Origin of the sequence: Mesorhizobium loti (assembly GCF_003148495.1) — a bacterium.
Classification (GTDB): domain Bacteria; phylum Pseudomonadota; class Alphaproteobacteria; order Rhizobiales; family Rhizobiaceae; genus Mesorhizobium; species Mesorhizobium loti.
Genome location: NZ_QGGH01000007.1, coordinates 168116 through 189313, shown reverse-complemented (window position 1 = coordinate 189313; position 21198 = coordinate 168116). Strand labels below are relative to the sequence as shown.

Annotated in this window: 12 protein-coding genes and 1 tRNA gene; 6 read left to right on the top strand and 7 right to left on the bottom strand. The window is 56.7% G+C overall.

From position 1 onward, the window contains the following. Positions 1 to 928: 928 nt before the first annotated feature. The gene (locus C8D77_RS24410; protein WP_170136809.1) at positions 929 to 2923 is read left to right on the top strand and encodes an ATP-binding protein; all 1995 of its coding nucleotides are present in this window, start codon (positions 929 to 931) and stop codon (positions 2921 to 2923) included. A 220-nt stretch (positions 2924 to 3143) separates the two neighbouring features. Continuing rightward, positions 3144 to 3515 carry a S1/P1 nuclease gene (locus C8D77_RS24405; protein WP_245951866.1) on the top strand — a complete coding sequence of 124 codons (372 nt, stop codon included), beginning with the start codon at positions 3144 to 3146 and terminating at the stop codon, positions 3513 to 3515. A gap of 138 nt (positions 3516 to 3653) precedes the next feature. On the opposite strand, the gene C8D77_RS24400 is transcribed toward C8D77_RS24405, so the two are convergent. Then, positions 3654 to 4808, bottom strand: coding sequence for a DUF2235 domain-containing protein (locus C8D77_RS24400; RefSeq protein ID WP_109668794.1), 1155 nt, complete (start codon positions 4806 to 4808; stop codon positions 3654 to 3656). Positions 4809 to 4983: 175 nt separating this feature from the next. On the opposite strand from C8D77_RS24400, the gene C8D77_RS24395 reads away from it, so the two are divergent. The 3 genes from C8D77_RS24395 to C8D77_RS24390 all read left to right on the top strand — a co-directional run bounded on the left by C8D77_RS24395 (position 4984) and on the right by C8D77_RS24390 (position 7737). Next, complete coding sequence (locus C8D77_RS24395; protein WP_109668792.1) at positions 4984 to 6015, top strand: MBL fold metallo-hydrolase; 1032 nt, start codon at positions 4984 to 4986, stop codon at positions 6013 to 6015. Positions 6016 to 6037: 22 nt separating this feature from the next. Continuing rightward, positions 6038 to 6199 (top strand): hypothetical protein, encoded by a 162-nt coding sequence (locus tag C8D77_RS37675; RefSeq protein ID WP_170136808.1) that lies wholly within the window; start codon positions 6038 to 6040, stop codon positions 6197 to 6199. 62 nt (positions 6200 to 6261) lie between these two features. After that, a complete protein-coding gene (locus tag C8D77_RS24390) occupies positions 6262 to 7737 on the top strand; it encodes an ApeA N-terminal domain 1-containing protein (protein ID WP_109668790.1) in 1476 nt (491 codons plus the stop codon). A 225-nt stretch (positions 7738 to 7962) separates the two neighbouring features. Here C8D77_RS24390 and C8D77_RS24385 read toward each other — a convergent pair whose 3' ends face one another. Next, positions 7963 to 8508: a TetR/AcrR family transcriptional regulator gene (locus tag C8D77_RS24385; RefSeq protein ID WP_109668788.1), complete on the bottom strand. Its 546-nt coding sequence runs from the start codon at positions 8506 to 8508 to the stop codon at positions 7963 to 7965. Between the two features lie 5 nt (positions 8509 to 8513). On the opposite strand from C8D77_RS24385, the gene C8D77_RS24380 reads away from it, so the two are divergent. Further along, complete coding sequence (locus tag C8D77_RS24380) at positions 8514 to 8873, top strand: hypothetical protein (RefSeq protein WP_109668786.1); 360 nt, start codon at positions 8514 to 8516, stop codon at positions 8871 to 8873. A 473-nt stretch (positions 8874 to 9346) separates the two neighbouring features. On the opposite strand, the gene C8D77_RS24375 is transcribed toward C8D77_RS24380, so the two are convergent. The 5 genes from C8D77_RS24375 to C8D77_RS24360 all read right to left on the bottom strand — a co-directional run bounded on the left by C8D77_RS24375 (position 9347) and on the right by C8D77_RS24360 (position 21180). After that, complete coding sequence (locus tag C8D77_RS24375) at positions 9347 to 10054, bottom strand: M48 family metalloprotease (protein WP_109668784.1); 708 nt, start codon at positions 10052 to 10054, stop codon at positions 9347 to 9349. Next, a complete protein-coding gene (locus C8D77_RS24370; RefSeq protein WP_170136807.1) occupies positions 10054 to 10758 on the bottom strand; it encodes a lysozyme in 705 nt (234 codons plus the stop codon). Before C8D77_RS24370 ends, C8D77_RS24375 begins: the two co-directional genes overlap by 1 nt. 414 nt (positions 10759 to 11172) lie before the next feature. After that, positions 11173 to 11484 carry a hypothetical protein gene (locus tag C8D77_RS37300; protein WP_146211802.1) on the bottom strand — a complete coding sequence of 104 codons (312 nt, stop codon included), beginning with the start codon at positions 11482 to 11484 and terminating at the stop codon, positions 11173 to 11175. A gap of 388 nt (positions 11485 to 11872) precedes the next feature. Then, positions 11873 to 11942: transfer RNA gene (locus C8D77_RS24365), tRNA-Trp, on the bottom strand. Positions 11943 to 12414: 472 nt separating this feature from the next. After that, a complete protein-coding gene (locus C8D77_RS24360) occupies positions 12415 to 21180 on the bottom strand; it encodes a calcium-binding protein (protein ID WP_146211801.1) in 8766 nt (2921 codons plus the stop codon). Positions 21181 to 21198 lie beyond the last annotated feature (18 nt).

The following is a 21198-nucleotide window of genomic DNA, read 5'->3' as shown; positions in this document are numbered from 1 at the left end:
CACGATCGCACGGCCGGGCTGCTTCATCAATCGAGGGTCGCGTTCGGAACAGGGTGGCCGGCGATGCACCAGCCGCGCTGCGACAGACCCGGAGACGTGAGCGAACATGTCCGCTTTCGGGCAATAGCAAGTTCTATCTCTGCGACCGAAGGCCCAATGCCGCTGTTCAAACATGGCACTTAGGAGTTCGTGCTCGCGCCATAAGGCACAACGTGCCAGAAAGCGATGCCTTCGAAGCGACTCTAGTATCCAACTTTGTCCATGAGCACTCGCAATTCAGGCCGAGGCGCAACCCAGAAAGTTCGAAAAGCTTTCAGGAACCCCAGTCGACCGCCAATTGTAGAACCGGCTGATATCCGCTTCAGGCCGATTGCAAACAGGCCGCCTTAGGCTGGGATGCACGACGAGCGGACATTCAGATCGTCGTGAACATAGCGACCTGATCTTTTACGTTGAGTCCGAGGCGCATCGCTGGCGCTTGCGCAAGATGCTGAGTGCCCGTTGCAGACACGAGATTTCAAACTGGCAGCCACGGCCGCAACGAACATCGTCGTCACTGACGGCACGGCGAACACAACCGAACCGCATCAAACATATACGCTGGTTTGAGTTTTAAACTTGGATCGATATCCACGAATCTGCGGTCGAGCTAAACGAAAGACTGGGACCTGGCAGAAAAAAGCGAATCTGAAATGAATACCTGGAGAACGCGAAATAACGGAGTCATTTCAGTTCGTGATCGCGCGCGCATTAATAAAGCCCGGTCCCAACCCAAAGTGCTCTCGCCTAACACAGGGGAAAAGTCTCTCGTCGAGCGAAGGCCGCTCGATGTCCCGAAGCGCCGCTCCGAAGGCGCGGCGATGGACTTTACAAACAGGGCATGGTTCAACAAATTAGCAACCATTCCTTCCGAGGGGCATCTAGCAGTATGGCATCACCAGGAATACATCCCAGCTTCGAGTACGACGTATATGGTGGAGAGGAGCAGCAGATCATTAGGCGCTTTGCCTCGGAATGGTATATTACGTCCGGGACGCGCCCATTAATCCTTTCCGAAAAAAGCAACTATCGGGCCTTCCTGGGCAAACCATGTGACCCGGCTGCGAGAATGTTTAATTTGGAACGCGAAGTAGTCGCAGTTTTCAGTAATTATGAAGAATTTGAGGTCCGAACCATCGACGCCTTCGAGGTTGCGGCAAGCCGATTCAATCAGCTCAGGATAGATCCCATCTGCCGTGTGTTGATAAGCAGAGATCGAAATATCGTCGAACGTATAAAAGACGTACTAAAAAGCGATCCAGAGTTACCAATAATAATACCATTTACCTATTATGAATTGATAAACAATAGAGATAAGTCGCTTATTATAAACAGGTTTCGACAGCACTTTTTCTCACGAGACCTATTTGCGTTCGAAAGCCCGCTCAAGCGCGACACATACTTTTTTGGGCGCACCGATCTTATAAATAGCATTCTGTCGAGACACCGCTCAAATGAAAATTCTGCTTTATTCGGTCTCCGTAGAAGCGGTAAAACATCCATAATTTTTGGATTGGAACGAGCGAGTAGGCTGAACGGTCAAACGTTTGTCTCAATAGATTGTCAGAACCCATCCGTACATCAGCGCCGATGGTTTCAATTGCTGCCCTACATTCTACGCCAGACGACAATAAAATATAGCTTGAAGCACAATTTGATTGACGAGAGCAAATATACAGAGCTGAACGCGTCGGATCAATTTTTTGACGATATAAAAACGCTCTTTTTGGCTCTCAAGCGATCTCCCATTATAGTTGCTTTTGACGAAGTTGAGCGAATTTCACCCAAGACTGGGTCGTCGCCGCACTGGTCATCCGGAACTGATTTCATATTATTCTGGCAGGCTATACGTTCCGCATTTCAGCGTCACACAGGCGTGTTTTCCTTCTCTCTGATTGGTACAAATTCTCAATGCATAGAGAGTGCGTTTATTGAAGGGCATGATAATCCGATATTCAACGGTGTCCCGATCGAATACATTCCAGGATTTGACCACAGCCAGACATCGGAGATGGTAAAAAAGTTGGGTCTTTATATGGGGCTTCAATTCAATGATGTCGTGTGTTCCAAATTGCACGATGACTTTGGCGGCCATCCGTATCTGGTCAGGCATATCTGTTCTATAATCAACAGAAATGCCAATATGGCGAGGCCTGTCGAGGTTGACAAGTCAATGTACGACAAGGCAAAACTAGATTTTGAGGTAAATTATGCGAATTACACAGAAATGATACTAGATGTACTTATACGGGATTTCCCGGACGAATATGTTATGTTGAATTCATTGGCCAACGACGACATAGATCTATTCAATTCATTTGCGCAGGACACATCGCTCACGAGCCATCTTATTGGATATGGCCTGATTGCCAAGGGACGTGACGGCTATTTCTTCCGAATCGAGTCAGTCCGTGACCATCTACGAAAGAAGTCCAAGTATGTGAGATTGGTAAAGACGAACGAGGAGCGAATGGTGGAGGTTGCCGCCCGCAGAGCGACCATCGAGCCCGCTATTAGGCGGCTTATTCTGGCGATGTTTACGGCGAGTTTTGGAAAAAAGGCGCAGCAGGAGGCAATATCCATCCTTTCGGGACAGAGCCTAAAGCGGGTAACTGACCGGGGCTTTTCGGGGGCGCTTCAACCGAATTCCATCGATCTCAATCTAAGCGATCTGGCAAAAATGATTATAGCCAAATGGAGCGTGTTCGAGAATCTTTTCTCAATTACGAAGAACGAGTTCGAATTCTATTTGGAAGCAATTCGAGTTGTCCGTACAAACGAGGCACATTCCGGGCAAATTACCAACGACCAATTTGTGCAGGCGCGGATCGCCTTCTCGAAGATCGAGGATGAACTGCGATCTACCGGATTTCTCTCTGCGTGATATGACGCGATTATAAGGCGTCTGCGGGTTACAAGGGCTGTATCTGAGGCGACCAAAAGCGAGGAGCTAGACGGTGGTCATTGATACTTGCGTCGGTTGTTTGGGATAGAACTGTCCGCAACCCGTTTGAGTGGCCTAGAGTGTTCGACCTTCTCGGGTTTAAGCGATATTGTCCGATGCGACGAAGGATGACGAATCCCGTTGAAAGGCCTTGGCCTTTGTGATCCACCTGACGGGCGACCTTGCCCTGCCCCTGCATTGCGTTCAGCGCGTTGATCGAAGCCAGAAAGACCAGGGAGGAAACACCCTGACGGTGACCTTCAACGTCACCCAGCCCGCGCCCGACAACTCGACGTTCAGAGATTTCACGACTTTCCATTCCGTCTGGGACACCGACCTCATCACCTTCAAATGCTACGACTGGGGGATGGCAGCCGCCGAGGCCGAGAAGCTGATTCCGACGTTCGCGGCCGACCTGCTGGCCGACGACACACCGGAAAAATGGCTTGCCGAGTGCCATCGGCAAGCCGAGGCCGCGTATCAGGCCTTGCCGGCAGGAACTCCGTTAAAGTCGATATTGGTCGGCCCGTGATCCTGGATAAGCGTATTTTGACAAGTTCCATCCCCTCGTTATGCAGCAACTGGCTTTAGGCGGTCTGCATCTGGCTGCGGAACTGAATGAAACGCTGAAGACCGGGAAGTAGGGTACCAAAGCCCCTCTGCGCACGATTTACGCAACCGGCGCGACGATCGTCGGATCGGCGGCGAGGACCGACTGGGTAATCCCGGATGGATCAACTCCGACCCTCTTAGCCCATTCCTGCAAGTTTTGGGGTCGGTAGGAGGTGTCGGCCTGCCAGCGATCGAAAACACTCTTATCGACGGTCTCGTTGATCGTCGACGTCGTAGAGCCGGTGCCGATCTGGGCGGCTGCGCCGATCGGCCGGTAGTAGGGACTGCTGAACCATCGGTAGATACCTCCGAGGAACCCCGCGTATGAATCTGTGATGGGCGGAAGCGCGTTGTCTCCCTCGACGTCGACATCCGCTCGGAATTTCAGGCCATGGGCTTGCGCTTTCGTCATAAGCCACTTCAGAGGAATCTGGGCCAGCAAATCGCTTGCATAACCTCCTCCCACATTTGCATGCGCCCCCACGAACCATCGCTGCTCTACGTTTGCCATAGGTCTGGCCGGCGCGGGATTGGAACCGCCAATCACGTCTGTCCTGGTCCACAGCGTCGGGGCAAAGGAGGCGCGATGTTCGTCGACGGCCAACGCCTGATAGGCGTTTACATTGCTTAGCCGGAGATGGGTCTCAAGGAACCGATATTTCTCGATATTGCGCCTTTTGCCGACAGGAATGCCGAGAGATCCGACAGTGTCCCACACGCCTACGAACTCAATATTGATCGGCTTGGAGTAGCGCAGCACCCATTGCTCCTCCAAAGACAAAGTCTGGCTTGCCCCTCCTGCAGCCGCGAGGTCGCGAATTGTTTTGTCGGTTCGACGCCGGTAACGGCCATAAAGCTGGGAGACCGACAGCGGCGATCCCGGCCTGAGCAGGCCGCATTTTGAAATGAAGCCTGAGAGACTCCGCGCCGTGTAGGCGCCCCGGCTGAACCCGAAGATGTAGAGCTGATCGCCATCGTTGAAGTGGTCGATCAGCCATTCATAGGCGTCGGTGATCTCGTGATCGAGGCCATAGCCGAAGAGCCCGCCCCTGATCTTTTCTCCCAGTTGGGTGCCGACACCAGAGCTGTAGTAGACCAGCTGCAGCGGATCGTCCGGATCGCAAAGGGATTTCAGGCGCCAGACATTGGTATTGTCGCCCAACGTGTTCCAGGTTCCGTCCAGAAAGACAGCCAGTCGTTTTGGATTTCCCACGAGTTCCCCTCCCTGCAGTGGACCTTTTGATCAAGGCCACCTTGACGGCGAAGTCACGCCTTTTACTACCGCGTGTTTATTAAATCAGTTGATAGCTAATAACTTAGCTATGCAGCAGCGGAATTGGATAGAATAAAGGCTGACCGAGGCAGATCGTTGACTCTAAGGGTGCTGCATGCTCAGGGTAAAATGGATTCAGCACGCGGTGGGCCATGGCGGCTTCCACACGGGCCACCTCGAGGTTCCTGGCGAAGGAACATTCAACTGGGCCTTCGACTGCGGTTCGCGGCGGACCGCCAGATTCGATGAGTACCTCACCGCCTGGGCCCGTCGATCGCCGATGGCACTCGACTGGTTGTTTGTGTCGCATTTCGACACCGACCATGTAAGCGGTCTCGACAGAATCATGAGCCGCACGGTGGTCAACAACGTGATGGTGCCGTATCTGAACGAACGCGAATTCGCCTACCTACTTCTACACGAAATCGCCCGCGACAATCTTGACCGGGCACTGTTTGATCTGGCCGCGGATCCGGCCGGCTTTTTCGGCTCTCGTGGAGCAGACCGCGTCATCTTTTTGCGCAGCGGTGATGCCGATGGAGGAGGAGGCATTTCGGAGGGCGGTGAGCCGGATCGTCCCAAAGACGAACGTGGCTGGTATATAGTGATCACACCGTCACCGTCGCCGGTGGTGGCCCCCCAAATGGTGGTCGGTGCGTCGATATCACCGGTCCGAACCGAAATTATCGAGGGTGGTGTTTGCGAAATTGTGCTGCATGCCCGTACCGTTGGACTGCGTCTTAAGCCCTATCGTGCACCCATTCAGCCTTATGCGTTGTCCGGCATAATCAAAGACATCGAACAGTTGGTTGGAACCACGCTCGCAGGATCGCCTCAGCCTGGGTTGGGCGCATTGGCTTATGCTGTGGCCCGTCACGCGCGGACTCCCGCGGGTCGGGCCGGGCTCCGCAGCATCTACAAGCAATATGTCGGTTCTTCGAACCGCGCGTCGCTGTCGTTGCTAAGCACCCCGGTGGTGAGCGCCGATATGAATTATCACTGGCGCATCCATCGACCGAATTGGTGGTCTACAAGCGGCTCCGAGGCCGCCTGGCTAAACACCGGCGACGCCGAGCTGCTCGAGCCTGCCGACTTTAGCGATTGCCCGCGTCCAGGTGCTCGCACTGCCGCACCATGGCTCGGATAGGAATTCCGATGCAGCATTTCAGATGCTTTGTCCCGAGGCCATCCTCGTCGCGCATGTCCGCACAGGCAGTAAAAAGCACCCCGGCGACGCGGTTGTGGCGGCCGCCGGAACTCGCCTGGTGTCGGTGACCGAGGAGCTTGGCTCGACCGTCACGATGGACTACAGGGCCTACAATGCGAGATAGCTGCGGAGTCACACCCTGTTGTGGAGCGGGTGTTGGGCTCCCGTCGATGGATTGAACCGAGAATGCCTCCCTACCTAGTCGAAAGCCGCGGCTTCTTCTGGCAGTCTGAGCTGGTGGTGCCGGATACACATTTCGCGCACCCCACCAGCGTCCCGGGCGTGCTGCGGGTGTCCGAGACCGGTCGGATCGACCTGGAATTGGATGCCCCGCTCGGCCGGCCAGATCCCGTGGATCGTGTCTCGCGGTTGTTTCACCAGGGTCCTGTCGAGGGCAGCGTGGCGGGGGTGCTTACCGGGACAGATGAGCGGGTGTGGCTCGGAGGACTGTCCAGGAACGGTGGCAATACCCATACGGACGGACCATCCACCGAGGCCTATCTCGCTAGCCAATGTCTGATCTCTCACGATCGGTTTAACGCGGAGAAAGTCCTGCGGTTCTCGCGGCTCGACATACCTCTCGACGGTCTTGAGGATTGGCTTGTTTTGAGGAGCATAAAGGTCAGGAAAACCGAGCGCACCGTCTCAGCCACTTACCGAAGTCCCGCTGCACAACGCTGGAGCCTGAAAGGACAAACGCTCGAATTGGCCCGCTGGATTGACGGCCCCCATGCTCCCAAGATGCGCGAAGTGGCCTGGCAGGAACGGGCCTCGTTGCGCTTGCTGCGCTCAAAGCGGACGCTGACTGCCCACGATGCCATCGATCTGACGTCGAAAATCCAGGATTTGCTGATCTTGCTGACGGACAGCAATCGAGGCGTGCCGTTCCCCATCCTCCGCCGGACCCGAAAGAGCCCACCTGTGCGGCTTTATTACCGACGGGCCCGGCGCGGACCGGAGCCGGTGATTTGGGATCAGTGTTTCGCCAGCTTCGGCTTGTGCCGGGAACCATTCGGCGCGGTCCTCGAGAACTGGCTGGGTCTCTACGACAGGTTCGGTCCCGGCGTGCACCTCTACCTCGGCAACCGGCGAGGTCAAGTGATGTACCCAGAGCACCGCTTCGCCAGTCTCGTGTGGGGTCTGGAAGCACTGCATCGCACGCTCTATCCGGCGCCCGCGACCCATCCGAATCTCGTTGCCAAGGTGCAGCGCATTTTAGACGCGATCGCAACGAAAAAGGATCGCGACTGGGCTGAGCGGTGGCTGCCGCAGAGCGATGAGCCTTCGCTTGCCACCAGGATCGCTCAACTTCTCGCCACCCTGCCACTTGAATTTCAGCTGGGGCAGCTGAAAACCTTCGCTGAGCGATGCGCAAAGCGGCGCAACGACGTCTCCCACTTCGGCGGAAGACGAGCACCTGGTGATTACGATGCCTTTGTTGACGACATCCAGCTGCTGAGTTCGGCGCTCAGCGTCCTCTATCACGCGTTGCTTCTTCATCTTGCCGGATTGCCGACCTCGCTCGTCCAGCGCCGCTTCATCGACGGGCACAGCAGCTTTGCCGCCGTCCGTGTGCTTGAAGACGCCGGGCTCACCCTGCTGAGCGATCAGACCGTCGCCGCTGGCGAGGACCAGGCGATCTCGTCGCAACGAGATGTGTGAGAGTTCCGGTCCACTTCAGCTCGTATCGATCGGACCCGGGCATGAGCCAAAGGCAACATAAGCGCCAGCTCTATCCCCAAATGGTGGAATTCTCGACTGCTCCCCACGCCAGTGAAGTGTGCACTGCGCGCAACCGGACAGCCTGACAGATGATGAGCGTGACGGACTAAAAGGACTCCAAGAGTGCCAAGGCGAAGACGGTGCGCTTCGGCATGAAGCGCGACATCAACATTCTGGCGCCGCATTTCCGCGCCGCGGCAACAGCACCAAGTCGGCCGCTTCCTCGGCATCCTTCAGAAGCGTCTTGCGCGTCATGCCCATCTGCGCACGCATGGTGAGACCGCGCGACAAGTCGAGGAACTGGCTCGCACGCGCGGATACCGGAAAGTCAGATGGTACCTCTCCCGTGCTGATCGCGTCGTAGAATCGCCGTTCTACCAGCGCCATACCGCCAGCTACGGTGTCCTTGAGGAACTTCCGGACCTCGGCATCGTCCACGAGCGGCGCAACGCACAGCAGAAGATACCCCGGCGCTTGTCCTTCCTCGGTCGCACTTTCTACGGCGTGCCTCACGAAGCCCGCGAGCGAATCGCGAACGGTCGTCGGCGAGAAGAGCGTCTGCGCAGCGCGGGCGCCCTTCGCTTCGGCATAGGCTCGAAGGGCGCGCAGGAATATCGCCCGCTTGTCGCCTAAGACGGAATACAGGCTTGGCCGTCCCACACCTATGCCTGCGACGAGATCGTCAATGGTCACTCCGTCGTAGCCTTGCAGACCGGATGAGCGAGCTAATCGACGTGTTGCAAGGAACGATGCGGCGCCGAGCGCAAGGCAGCGCGACCGAGTTCAATCGGCAGATATCCGACAGCCTTGGGGATGGCTCGCTGTTGTCCAGCCTGGCGCGACCCGATCTGATCCCCCGTCGGTTGGCCGGCCTCGTGACCAACGCCGGCGATGCCGTCAGGCGCGTCGCACTTGGCAGCAACGTCCGCGCGCTCGCGACGCGGACGGCACTGGAAGCCGGGCAGGCGCTGGAAGCGCGCTGGCCAACAAATGTTGTCACGGTCGAATGTCGAACCTGCAGGTTTGAGCAGCTACCCGGCCGGCCGGATTTGCCAGTACTAGCATTCGAGGAATAAGCGCGGCGCTAGCGTGGACTTTGAGAATGCCAGAGCAGTGGGCTTGAGCCTGGAAACCGTTCACGAAAACGAAATCGAGCTCCATCTTGAAGGAGTAATCACCATCACTCTTGTGCAAGGTGGCATCTTCAAATGGGGTATTTAATGGGCTGGAGATCACTTCCTCATCGTCGATATCCACAGAGTATGTGCTAAGGAAGGGGTTAATCATACTGGGATTTATGTTCGGAAAATCGACTACGTTCATCGCATCAGATGTAACAATTATGAGATGGTCGGCTTGCGAACTCTTTTCCCCGGGTGCACATTTTACAATTACAGTGTTTCCGCTGCCAGAAACATTAGCGTTGCAGTCCCCATTGTTATCAATAGTAGTTTTAGAATATGCGTTAGGTGAACCTAGAAATGTCATCGCCCAGATGACACCCAATGCTATGAAGCGTCTGCATCTCAAGAAATAGACTTCTAGCATTTCACTTACTCACAGAAACGTTATTTCCATTTCCTACAACAGCGGCGTTTCCACTCCCGACGGTTTTTACAGTCGTAGTGACAGTAGGCGGCTGCCCAGCCTCTTTATCATCAGGTGGCTGAGGACAGTGGTCGAACCCTGTATGCGCCTGCTCCAGGCTCTCGTCAGCACTCGGATAGGTGTCGTCCGCGGCAGATCCATCAGGAGCAGATCGAAGACGGAGTAGCACCTCATCCATTTGGTCCTTCTCTCCATGCAGCCGCGCAACTGCACAACCTGCAAATTGATCGGCGGCGGCCTCCTTATCGTGCCTGGATTTGGCTTTGTTGGCGGTGAAGTCACCGTTCAGCAGATGCCCCATCTCATGGCCAAATATGGTGACCAACTCGGTGTCATGGTCACCCGCAACCTGTTGAACCCATTGGGGGTTGTAAATGATATATTCGCTGCCTTCCGGCATCAGTGGATTGGAGCCGTCGCTTACGAAAGCCTCGGCATCAGTCACGCTCGTGCAAGGCACAATCTGGATTTGCCGGGCCAAGCCGATCGCGCTGGACACGTTCTTGACTATAGCGGCGACCTTTGCGGGCGCTGGCGATTGCGCCGCGAGAAAATGCTGGATGCAGGATTTTTCGCCGGCGGCGTGGCAGACCGTGACGTAAGCACCAGCGATCAGCACAATGCCAATGGAGCGCCAATCAAGTATCATCAGTTTGCCTCACCGACGTCCAAGTCCACAAGGTCAGCGGTAGGTACGGCGCCGAGGGTCTCGCACTGAGCTTCGCTGAATTTTCCATTCTTTCCGTAAGTGAGATCGCTTACGAAAAGTGTGGCCTCACATGCTCGTCGCGTCACCAGTCCGGGAAGTACTTTTCCTTTTGACTTTACCCAACGCCCAAATTGTTTTGACGCTTTATCAAATTCTGACTCGTTTATCAGCGACAGCATACTCGAGTTTGCAAAATTGTCTTTTCCGACATTGAATACAAAAGAAGAAAGAGCGCTGAATTGATCGTCCGATAGGTCAACTTTGACCAACTTTTCGACAGACGCCCTCGCGCTCCTTGTATCCTTCTCAAGCAAGGCAATCCCTTGCGGGTCAGTGAGCGGCTTAGAAAAATCATTAAGATCGATCGAGCGGCACGGCTTTAACGCTATAAGATGGCCGTAGCCAATTGTACAATATTTGGATGGGTCGTCGTATGCTGCGGCCGACCAGCCTTCGAAATGCTTGATGAGGTCGAACCCAAGCTTAGTGAGTTCTCGCGCGCTGCCTAATGGAACTGCGCCGAGTGCCCCTTTTAGGTCCTCAATTTGACTATTGGAAGGATATTGATTTTCGAGATCAGATTGTGCGTTTGCAGGTGCTGACGCAAATACGGCCAACGCTAGTACAGCTGGTCGAAACCACATTATGATCATCCCCCTGTTTTTTGAAAGCGTAACACTGCTAGTAATCGTCACGCAAGTATGGGAGCGGATCTCGGGCAAGATGCAGGAGAGAGCCAGATGGCGGATGAAACCGAGAACGGCAGCGCGAAGGGCAGCTACCGCCGGCCAATCGTGCCGCCCATGCGCTCCCAATGAGACCGAAAAGGCCGGGTAAGGCGCCCAGCAGGCTCAGCTTGGCGGGCACCTGAATGTTGTTTCGAACGATCAGATGAGCCCACCATAGCGGTCGGGGTAGAACGGGTGGCCGCCCATACTAGAGGAAAATCCGCCACCGTCGTGGGACGACGGCACATGGTACCCGACATCCGTGGCGTGATTGGTTTCTGCCGGCGAAGTGGAGGCCGGTGGCGGATTTTCGATCGGCGGCAGGGCCGCTCAAGCACCGATAGACGGGCTCAGTTGCTCGGCCTGCGCCTGGCTAGGATTTGTTGGGCCCGACGGCACTTGCGGAACGTGACGGCCTTCCGAAGTCGTAGTGGAAAGCTTTTGAACAGCCACTCCGTGCCAAGTCAATGACGGCAGTGGTGTCGTCAAGGGCGCAGGCAAATTCGTCGGAATTGCGTTGGAATGCCCACTTGTTACGTGGAGGTTGACGCTCGGCGCATCTGCCAAGCACAGCGACGCCGCAAGACAAGCCGCGACGGTCGTGGTAAATACCACCAAAAAGAGCTTCTTGAGCGCTGGCATGTGAATCTCCATTCGATTTTGAGTAGAAGCGTGCATGCGACGCTCACACTTACTGACAGTAAATGTTGAATGCCAATTTTCAGGCACTTGTCACGCCGATCCATCTAAATTTGGATATGCTGTGGCCGTAGGACGAGGTGCTAGGCTTGTAGGAGATTTCAGTCATCTGGCCGTGTTTGAAGTCCAAGCGCGCACTTCCGGATTGGCGAACGCTCGCCTGCGGGTAGCCCCACGACACGCGGGTTTTCGGCGACTGGGTGACTCTTCCATTGAAGGCCCGAATTGGTTCGCTGCGCGCCCGAGGCAGCTCATTCGCGATGTGTGCGGGAAAAAGATGTGGGACAAGCCGGCGCATACTTGCAACGGTCGCATAAGCTATTGATTTTGTTGGCGCCCCCCGACAGGATACGAACCTATGACCTCTGCCTTTGGAGGGCAGCAATCAACCTCTGCTCTCAGAACTGGAGAGTTTCGACTAAGCGGCGTGCTTCCGATAGCAAAAGAATGCCCCTTCAATAGTGGGTCTAGCGATGTAGCGGTCTCCCGCTACCATCAATGCAGCGTTAGGCGCTGTTCCTGGTTTGCGATTTGGTAGGTTGAGAAGTTCAGCCAGCGCACCGCGGACTTTCAGCTCACCTGTCCCCTACCCGCCGTCGGAATGATATCAATCCCCGCGACGAGCGCCCCGATGATCCTCGCCGCCTAGTGACGCTCGCGCTCGTCTGATTGCAACGCGTCCTGGAGTTCGGATACTTGCCGACGGTAGACCGTCACCGCTGCCGGATGAAACTCGCAATGCTTTCAGCGGCTGCCATCGCCTGAAGCTCTCGGGCTAGATTCTCCTTCTCAAGTTCGAGGTCCAGCAGCTTTGATTTCATGCTGGTCGTCGCGACGCCGAGCCCGGTTCGAGGCCCCGCGATATTCACCTTCTCAGGCCGCCATCCACGTATGCTGCATGGCGGCCGCTATGGTGCCGGTCTGGCTCGGGTCGCCAAGGCGCGGATCGTTGGGTTGGATGCCCGAACCGGTCGGCGAGGTAGCCGGATCGAAACCGGCCATGGCGGCGACCAGCGTCGCGACATCGGACGAATGCAGCCTCTTTCCGTCGCCGGACTTCAGCGTTTCGACGACATTGCCTTGGCCCGTGAACCAGCCGCTAACCGTCACCCTGTCTGTGGTGCCGAGCACCGAAACAACGAGGTCGTTGCCCTGCTGGGCGAACCAGAGCTCGTTGGCATCGATCCCGTTTCCGAAGTCAAGTTCATCATTGTCGTTGTAGTCGCCGGATTCGATAATGGTGTCGGCGCCATCGCCGGCCCTGAACCGATATTGGTCGTTGCCAGTACCGCCGACCAGCGTGTCGTTGCCCGCGCCGCCCGACAAAATGTCATTGCCGGAATTGCCGTTGAGCGTCTCATTGCCGGTGAGACCGAAGACGATGTCAGCTTCGGCGCTGCCGTTGGCGATGGCGCCGGTTGAGGCGGCGACGACGAAGTTCATCGTGCCCAGCCCGTCGAGAGCTATTTGCTCGACCCGACCGACAACGCCCTGCTGATAAAGCGTGAGACTGTCGCCGGCCGGTCCTCCACCAATGTTGATCACGAGATTATCATGCCCGACGCCGGTCCAGGAGAAGGAAAGGTCGTCAGCCTTGATACCCTGAAGATCTATCGTGTCAGTGCCCGCCTCACCCCGCTTAAGAAGGTGACTGTTGGTGGCATCCCAATCATAGCCTCCGACCCACGTGTTTACGACACCACCGGCATAGACACCTAGGGCAGCAGCGGCGTTGATATCCGCAGTGGCGGTTGTTACGGCATAGGTCGCATCGTCGACGGAATCGGCTTGGTCGCCTCTCCGATAAACATATCGATCGTCGCCGTCCTGACCAACCAGGTAATCATTCCCGGCCTGCCCAAATAATGTATCATTGCCGGCCCCACCAGCCATCCAGTCATTGCCAGCCCCGCCATAGATCACGTCAACGCCGCTATTGCCGTAGAGCGATTCATTGCCAGATAGCCCAAAGATAATGTTTGAACCGCTGCCGGCACTAATCGTTCCACCCGACGATGGCGCGACGAACAAGTTCACTGGCCCAAGCCCATCGAGCTGGAGTTTTTCGATCTTTGCAACACCTGTCTTCTGCTGATCCAACCGGATGCTGTCGCCAGCAGGACCTCCGGCTATGGCAAGTTGAAGATTATCCCCACCAACCCCTATCCATGAGAAGGAAAGGTCATCCGCCTTGATGCCGCCTTCCAGCGACAACGTGTCGGAGCCGGTGCCATCGATCAGCTTCAGCAGGCTGTTCGTACTTGTCTGCCAGAGATAGCCACCGATCCATGTATTGGTGTACCCAGTAGCGGAAACACCCAAGGCCTGGGCGGCGCTTACATCGGCCGCAGCCGTCGTCACGATCATGCTGAAATCTTCGACAGTATCGGCGCCATCACCTCGCCGGTACACGTAACGGTCGCTACCACCTTCACCGTTCTCATAGTCATTGCCGGTCCCGCCGACCAACGTGTCATCGCCCGTCCCGGCGGAGAGCACATCATTTCCCGCGCCAGCGTAAATTATGTCCGTTCCAGTATTGCCCCACAGTGTTTCGTTCCCAGCAAGGCCAAAGATTATGTTGGACCCAGTTCCAGCGTTTGCGGTTCCTCCGACCGCGCCGACAACAATGAAATTGGTTGCGCTCATACCATCCAGCGCAAGCTTATCGATTCTCGCTCCAGCAAACGCCTCTTGACCGAGTGTTACACTGTCGCCGGACGAGCCTCCCGCAATTGTAATAGTAAGATCGTCTCCATCCCGCCCAGTCCATGCAAAGGATAGATCCTCAGCTACTATGCCACCTGAAAGCGTCAGGGTGTCGCTGCCGGCATCACCCAGTATGAGCAGTTGATTGGCAGTAGTACTCCACATGTAACCACCGACCCATGTGTTGACTATACCAGTGGCGGACACGCCCAAAGCCTGAGCCGCAGCGGTATCACTCGAGCCGACCTTCTTGGTAGCGCGGAAATCGCCTACATAATCGTTGCCGTCGCCGCGTTGAAACACGTAGTTGTCATTGCCCTCGGCACCTTCAAGATGATCGTTCCCGCCGCCGCCGCGCATTGTATCGTTACCCGTGTTGCCGAGCATAAAATCGTTACCAGCCCCCCCGAAGAACGTGTCATTGCCACCGTTTCCGGTGAGTCGATTGTCACCAGAGTTGCCGGTCAGAACATTCGATGACACATTGCCTGTGCCGTCGATCGCAGCGGTGCCGGTCAACGTCAGGTTCTCCACGTCCGCGTAGAAAATCGTGTAGGTAACCGAGCTCAGCACCATATCGATGCCTTCGCTGGCGGCCTCTATCACCTGGTCGCCGGCATCGTCGACGACATAAGTGTCATTGCCGGCATTGCCCTTCATGATGTCGGCACCAGTGCCGCCGTCGAGAAGATCATCGCCAGCGCCGCCGTTGAGTGTGTCGATGCCGGCTCCGCCCTGGATGTGGTCGTCACCCGCGCTGCCTGTGATGGTGTCGTTCGTTGTGCCAGTGGCGATGAATTCGACGCCCGCGCCGGTTGTGGTCCCGGTTCCGGTCGTTCCATTTGCGGCGACGACCGAGGTGGACTTACGGTCGGCGCTGACATCCGTGGTCACAGTCTGCGTCACGACGCCGCTAGCATTGTAGTCGGTCGCGACCTTGCGGATCGAGCCGTCGATACGCGTTACGGCCATTTCCCGATGTTCATAGGTGCCATTGTTATCGGCATCCTTGAGCAACGTGGTGGTCATGCCATCTATGCTGACGGTCATGATGCCGTTTGCGACAACGGCCCCGCTTCCATTCCTCTCGGTAAAAGCTGTCGATACTGATCCGTCGATCTGCTGTTGGGAAACAGCTATGACCTCATAACCCGTCAGGTTCGGGGCGTTACTAGGAGCTGTCGACGGGTCCGTGGCATTGCCGTCATAGTCAAAATAGCTCGTCGTTGTAAGTCCGTCCGAGCTTGTTTTCATGACGATATTGTTGGCTATCGCCTGCTTCCAATAGACAAATCCTGGAATAAGCTTTGAAACATCTCGTGCGATAGCCTTCGTGTGAATAGTGTCAACCACCGAGCCATCGAGATTGGTGAACCTGTTATCCGATATATCCCAGTAGTTATCCTGGTCATAATCGACGCCATTGAATGAGTACTGACCATCGTCGGTATCCATTGTCCTACCGATGCTGATTACGCTTCCCGCAGTTCCGTTCACGTCGGTTGACGAAGTTTGATACCCCCCGTCACCCAGCACTTTCGCGATTGTTGTTCGCCGTTGATCAACCGTTCCGTCGCCATTGAAATCCCAGTCGGAAACGGTCGTAAGGCCATCGGCGCTTGTCGTAACCCTGGTTTCACTTGTTTTATGATTAGCCGAGCTGAAATCATCGATAACAAGCGTGACGGACCCATCGACCCCCCTGGTCGTTACTTCCGTCTGGTCGACAGTGCCGTCGCCATCGCTGTCGCGTGTGATCGATGTCTTGCGTCCGTCACCACTGGTAGTCGCAACCTGGCTATCGAGCAAAACGCCGGAGGTGGTTTGCCTCTTGACCGTTTCGATGATTGTGGCGTCGGAGAGTATCCGTCGGTCGTAGATGGTAATTCTGTCGATACCCACGGTGCCGTCTATGTCCTCCTGTGTCGTTGCAGTTTTGCCGTCGACACTAGTGGCGGTGATGAATTTTGACAGCTGCGAGCCATCGGCTTTGAAGTTGGTGACGGTTCTTGTATTCGTTCCGTCAGCATTGATCGTGGTAACGTCGGTTGAATCCTCACTGAGGGGATTGGCTCCAAATAGATCCCAATTGGTGGTGATCGAGAGGCCGTTTGCGCTTGTGGTCGTAGCGAGCGCACTGGTTAGCACCGAGCCATCGAAACGGCTAACGGTACGTACTTTCGAACCATCGGCGTTGAGCGCGGTAACGTCCGTCCGCTTCTGGGGAAAATTGTCGTCGTTGGTAGTAACACCAGATTCCGTTGTGATGGAAAGACCATCACCGGCAACGGTGACTCTCGCCTCGTCCATTAGCGTAAGACCATCCGAGGCATACTTCTTGAGCAGATTGGTCGTTGACCCATCTGCCCCAAGTGTGGTCGTGCTAGTGATTTTTCCGGTTATTCCGGCTACATATTGGTTTAGCGTTGCGCCATATACTGTTGAAGTAGTCAGCCCGTTCGCGCTGGCAGTGGTGGCCTTACTGGTAGTCGAGGACGTCCCCGAACTGCTGTTCGGCCCTGTCGTGGTGGTCGTGACACTTCCATCGGGGGCCTCTGCTGAGGTGGTAGTGATGTCGATCGTACCATCTCCGTTGACGTCTTTGGTGATTGTGGTGGTTAGCTTGTTGGCACTGACCGTTGTGACTGTGCGGCTCTCTAAAGTCCCATTTGCCCTTTTGTAGTCGATTGTCTCTGTCGTGCTGCCATCAGCGTTAAGCAAGTTCGTGTCGACTTTCGAGCGGCTGGTGGTCGTGCCAACTGCCGCCCAGGTCATCGTCTTAGTCAAGCCGTTGGCGCTCGTGACAACCGTGGTCTTGTCCCTCACGGCACCGGCACCGTCGAAATCTGTGATGGTCTCGGTTTTGCTGCCGTCGGCGTTGAGCACGATCACATCGGTCATCGACTGATCGATGGTGCCATTGCCGTCGAGATCGGTGGCAAGCGTGTTGGAGAGAGCGTTGGCGCTGACGGTCCTTGTCGCCGAAGAGGTCACAACGCCGACCGCATAGGTGCGATTGACCATTGTGGTCGAGCCATTGGCGTTGAGGGTGGTCGTACTGCTAGCGTCTATCGTCCCGTTGCCGTCGACGTCCCGAGTCGTCGTCACCGTGTCGCCATCGCCACTAGTGATGGTCTGATAGAAGGCGATCTGCACGTTGTTGGCATTCTTGACCGCAACCGTGTCGGTTTTCGATCCATCAACGCCGAGAATGGTGGTGGCGTTGCTAGTCCGGTCGATCGTGCCATTGCCGTCCAGGTCAGCCTGTACCGTCGAAGTCAAGCCATTCGCGCTGATTGTGGTGATGGTCTTGCCGATCAACGTCCCAGTCCCGGCAAGTGCGGACACGGTCCTGGTCGTCGAGCCATCTACGTTCAGGACGGTGACGTCGCCGGACTTGCTTTCAATGATGCCGTCGCCATCGGCATCGGTTTGGCTGGTTACCGACAGTCCGTTGCCGCTGGTGGTGATGGTACGCTTGTTGAGCAAGGTGCCGTCGTTGCTGAAGTCTTCGACTATCTCCCTCTTCGAGCCGTCGTTGTTGAGGCTCGTGATATCCCAGTGGGTATCGTCGGTCTTGCCGTCGATGTTATACGCCACCGATGTCCAGAGACCGTTGGCGCTGGTCGTCGTCACCGTTTTGTCGATTTGCACGCCATTGGCCGCGGTATCGGTGACCGTCTGCGTGGTCGAGCCGTCAGTGTTGCGTACGGTGACCTGGGTCTGGTCGACATGCCCGTCGCCATTGGCGTCGATCGTCGTCGTGATCGTCTTTTGGTCGGCACTCGTTGTCGCCGCGGTCTTGGACAGCACCGCACCGCTTGTGCTGGTGGTTGTAGCACTCACAGTACGGCTTCCGTCGCTGCCAAGCACCGTGGCCGTCACGATCGTGCGGTCGACGGTGCCGTCCGCGTTGATGTCGTCCTTCTCGGTCTGGGTGAGCCCATTCGGACTGGTCACTACGGAAGAACTGCCGATCAGCGTGCCGTTGCCGCTCTTCCTAGTGACGGTGCGCGTGCGATTGCCGGAGGCATCGATGGCAGTCACATCGTTGACAACGCTATCATAAGTTCCGTCGCCATCTATGTCGGCCTTGCTCGTCAGAGAAAGGCCGTTGGCCGACGCCTGATCGAAAGTCCTGACCGCCAGCGAGCCGTCGGGATTGTAGATATTCATCGTCGATGTGGTGAGGCCGGTATTGTCGACGATGATCGTCTTGACAGTGTCGACATGGCCGTCCCCATCGGCGTCGGTCGCAATCGAGATCGTCTTTCGGTCGGCGCTGCTGCTGGTGGTCGAGCTCGAAAGCAGTGAGCCGTTACGGCTTTTCACCTGCAGCGTTTCGCTGGTGCTGCCATTGGAGCTGAGAAGCTTCACGTCGGACGAGACAAGATCGAAAAGTCCGTCGCCATCGAGATCGCTCGATATCGTCAGCGCCTGACCGTTGGCGCTGGTGGTGGCCATGGTCTTGCCGATCGAGGCGCCCGTACCGCCAAGCGATGAAACAGTCCTGGTCGTCGCCCCATCGGCGTTGAGGACGGTGACGTCGATGGATTTGCTTTCGACAACTCCATCGCCATCGGCGTCGGTCTGACTGGTCAGTGACAAGCCATTGCCGCTGGTGGTGACGATACGCTTGGTGAGCAGCGTGCCGTCGTTGCTAAAGTCTTCCAGCGTCTGGGTCTTGGAGCCATCGCTGTTGAGTCCGGTGATGTCCCAGAAGGTGTCGTCTACTCCGCCATCGATGTTATGCGAGACCGAGCTCCAGAGCCCATTGCCACTTGTCGTCTTCACCGTCTGGTCGATCTGGACCCCACTCGCTGAGGTATCGGTCACTGTCTGGGTGGTTGAGCCGTCGGCGTTGCGTACGGTGACCTCGGTCCGGTCGATATCACCATCGCCATCAGCATCGATCTTCGTCGTGATGGTCTGGCGGTCAGTGCTGGTCTTGACTTCGGTTTTGGCCAGCAACGCTCCGGTGGCGCTGGTGGTCGTAGCGGTCACGGTGCGGCTGCCATCGCCGCCAAGAACAGTGGCGGTGACAGTCGTGCGGTCGATCGTTCCGTTGCCGTCGACGTCGTCCTTTTGAGTCTGTGTCAGGCTATCGGCACTGGTGGTGATCGCGGAAGTGCCGGCCAACGTGCCATTGGCACTCTTGGTCATGACCGTTCGCGTGCGGTTGCTGAAGGCATCCGTGGTCGTCACATCGGTGACGACGGTGTCGTAGGTACCGTCGCCATCTATGTCGGCCTTGTGGGTCAAAGAAAAGCCGTCCGCGGAGGTCTGGTCGTAAGTCCTGCCGACCAGCGAGCCGTCCGCGTTGAATTGGCTGACGGTCGAGGTCGTCACGCCGACGGCATCGATAAGGATCGACTTGGCCATATCGACATGGCCATCTCCATCGAATTCGGTCGAGATCGAGATCGTCTTACGATCTGCGCTGGTGTTGGTGATGGTGCTGGACAGCAAGGTGCCGTCGCGGCTCTTGACCTGCTGGGTCTCCGCCAGGCTGCCGCCGGTCCCGACCACGGTCACGTCCGAGGAGACGAGATCGCCCTGTCCGTCGCCATTCGAATCCGTCGAGACAGTCTTGGAAAGACCATCACTGCTTGTGGTCGCGACCGTTTTGCCGATCAGCACATTGCTCGAGCTGAAGGTGGAGACGGTCGTTACGGTCGAGCTCCCGGCGCCGGTAGTGATGGCGGTGACGTCGTGGGTCTCATAGATGCCGTCGCCGTCGAGGTCGTGCGAGACGGTGCGTGTTCGGCCGTCGGCGCTGGTGACCGTCAATTCGCGATCTATCAGCGCACCGCCCCTCGAGGTTTCGGCAACGGTCTTGGTGCGGGTGCCATCGCCGGCCACGACCGTCGTCTCGTTGCTGGTCAGATCGAAGACGCCGTAGCCGGTCGAATCGCTCTGAACCGTCTTCGTGAGACCATCGGCGGAAGAAGTGGTGACAACCTTGCGCAGCAAGGTTCCGTTGACGCTGTTTTCGGAAACCGTCGTCGTGGTAGAGCCGTCCGCATTCTTGACGAAGACCTGGGTCTGGTCGGTCACGCCATCGCCGTCCTGGTCGAGTGCCGTCGTTACCGTCGTCTTGTCCGCGCTGGTCGTCGTGGTGGTGCGCTGAACCAGCGAGCCGTCGGCGTTGAAATCGCTGACGACGCGCCGGCGCACACCCGCCGTTATCGACGTCACGTCGGACTGCGAACGCTCATAAGTACCGTTGCCATCATCGTCGAACTGCGTTGTCGTCGACAGGCCGTCGGCGCTCACGGTGATGCAGTTCTGGAAGGCCAGCGTGCCATCCCTGTCGTAGCCGCCAAGCGTCGTCGTCTTGGAGCCGTCGCCATTGGTCACAGTGGTGGTTTTGACGATATATCCGTTGGCGTCAGAGGCGAGCACCGCATCGCCGACGGCGCCAGTGGTTCCGTCGGTCCTGGTATAGGTCGCCGTGCCGGTGATGGCCGAACCATCGGCAAAGTTCTGGCCGCTGCCCGTCGCCGTCAGACCAATCGAGGCAATGCCGAGCGAAGCCAACGACACAAGCTGTCCATTCACCATCACCTTGAAGTCGGACCAGCGATCGTCCCCGGAATCGAGCACGCCATTGTGATTGGTGTCGAAAACGCTTTTCAGCGCATCGAGATCGCTGGTTGCCGTCTGGTCCCATTCGGTGAAGACAAACTCGCTGGAACGGCTGATCTTGCCGTCGCCATCGGCATCGAGCACCAATACGCCATTGCCGTCGCCGGCCCAGGCCGTGCGGTGCTGGTAGCCGTCGCCGTTTAGATCGAGGAACTGCGACGACGATGAAAGCGGATTGATTGAAAGGCCATTGCCTGAAAGATCAAGCAGGACGGGATGACCTCCCCAACCATTATTGCTGTCGTGGCCGATACCGTCATGGTTACCGGCGTGGTCACCCACTGCCGGCGTTCCGTGCAC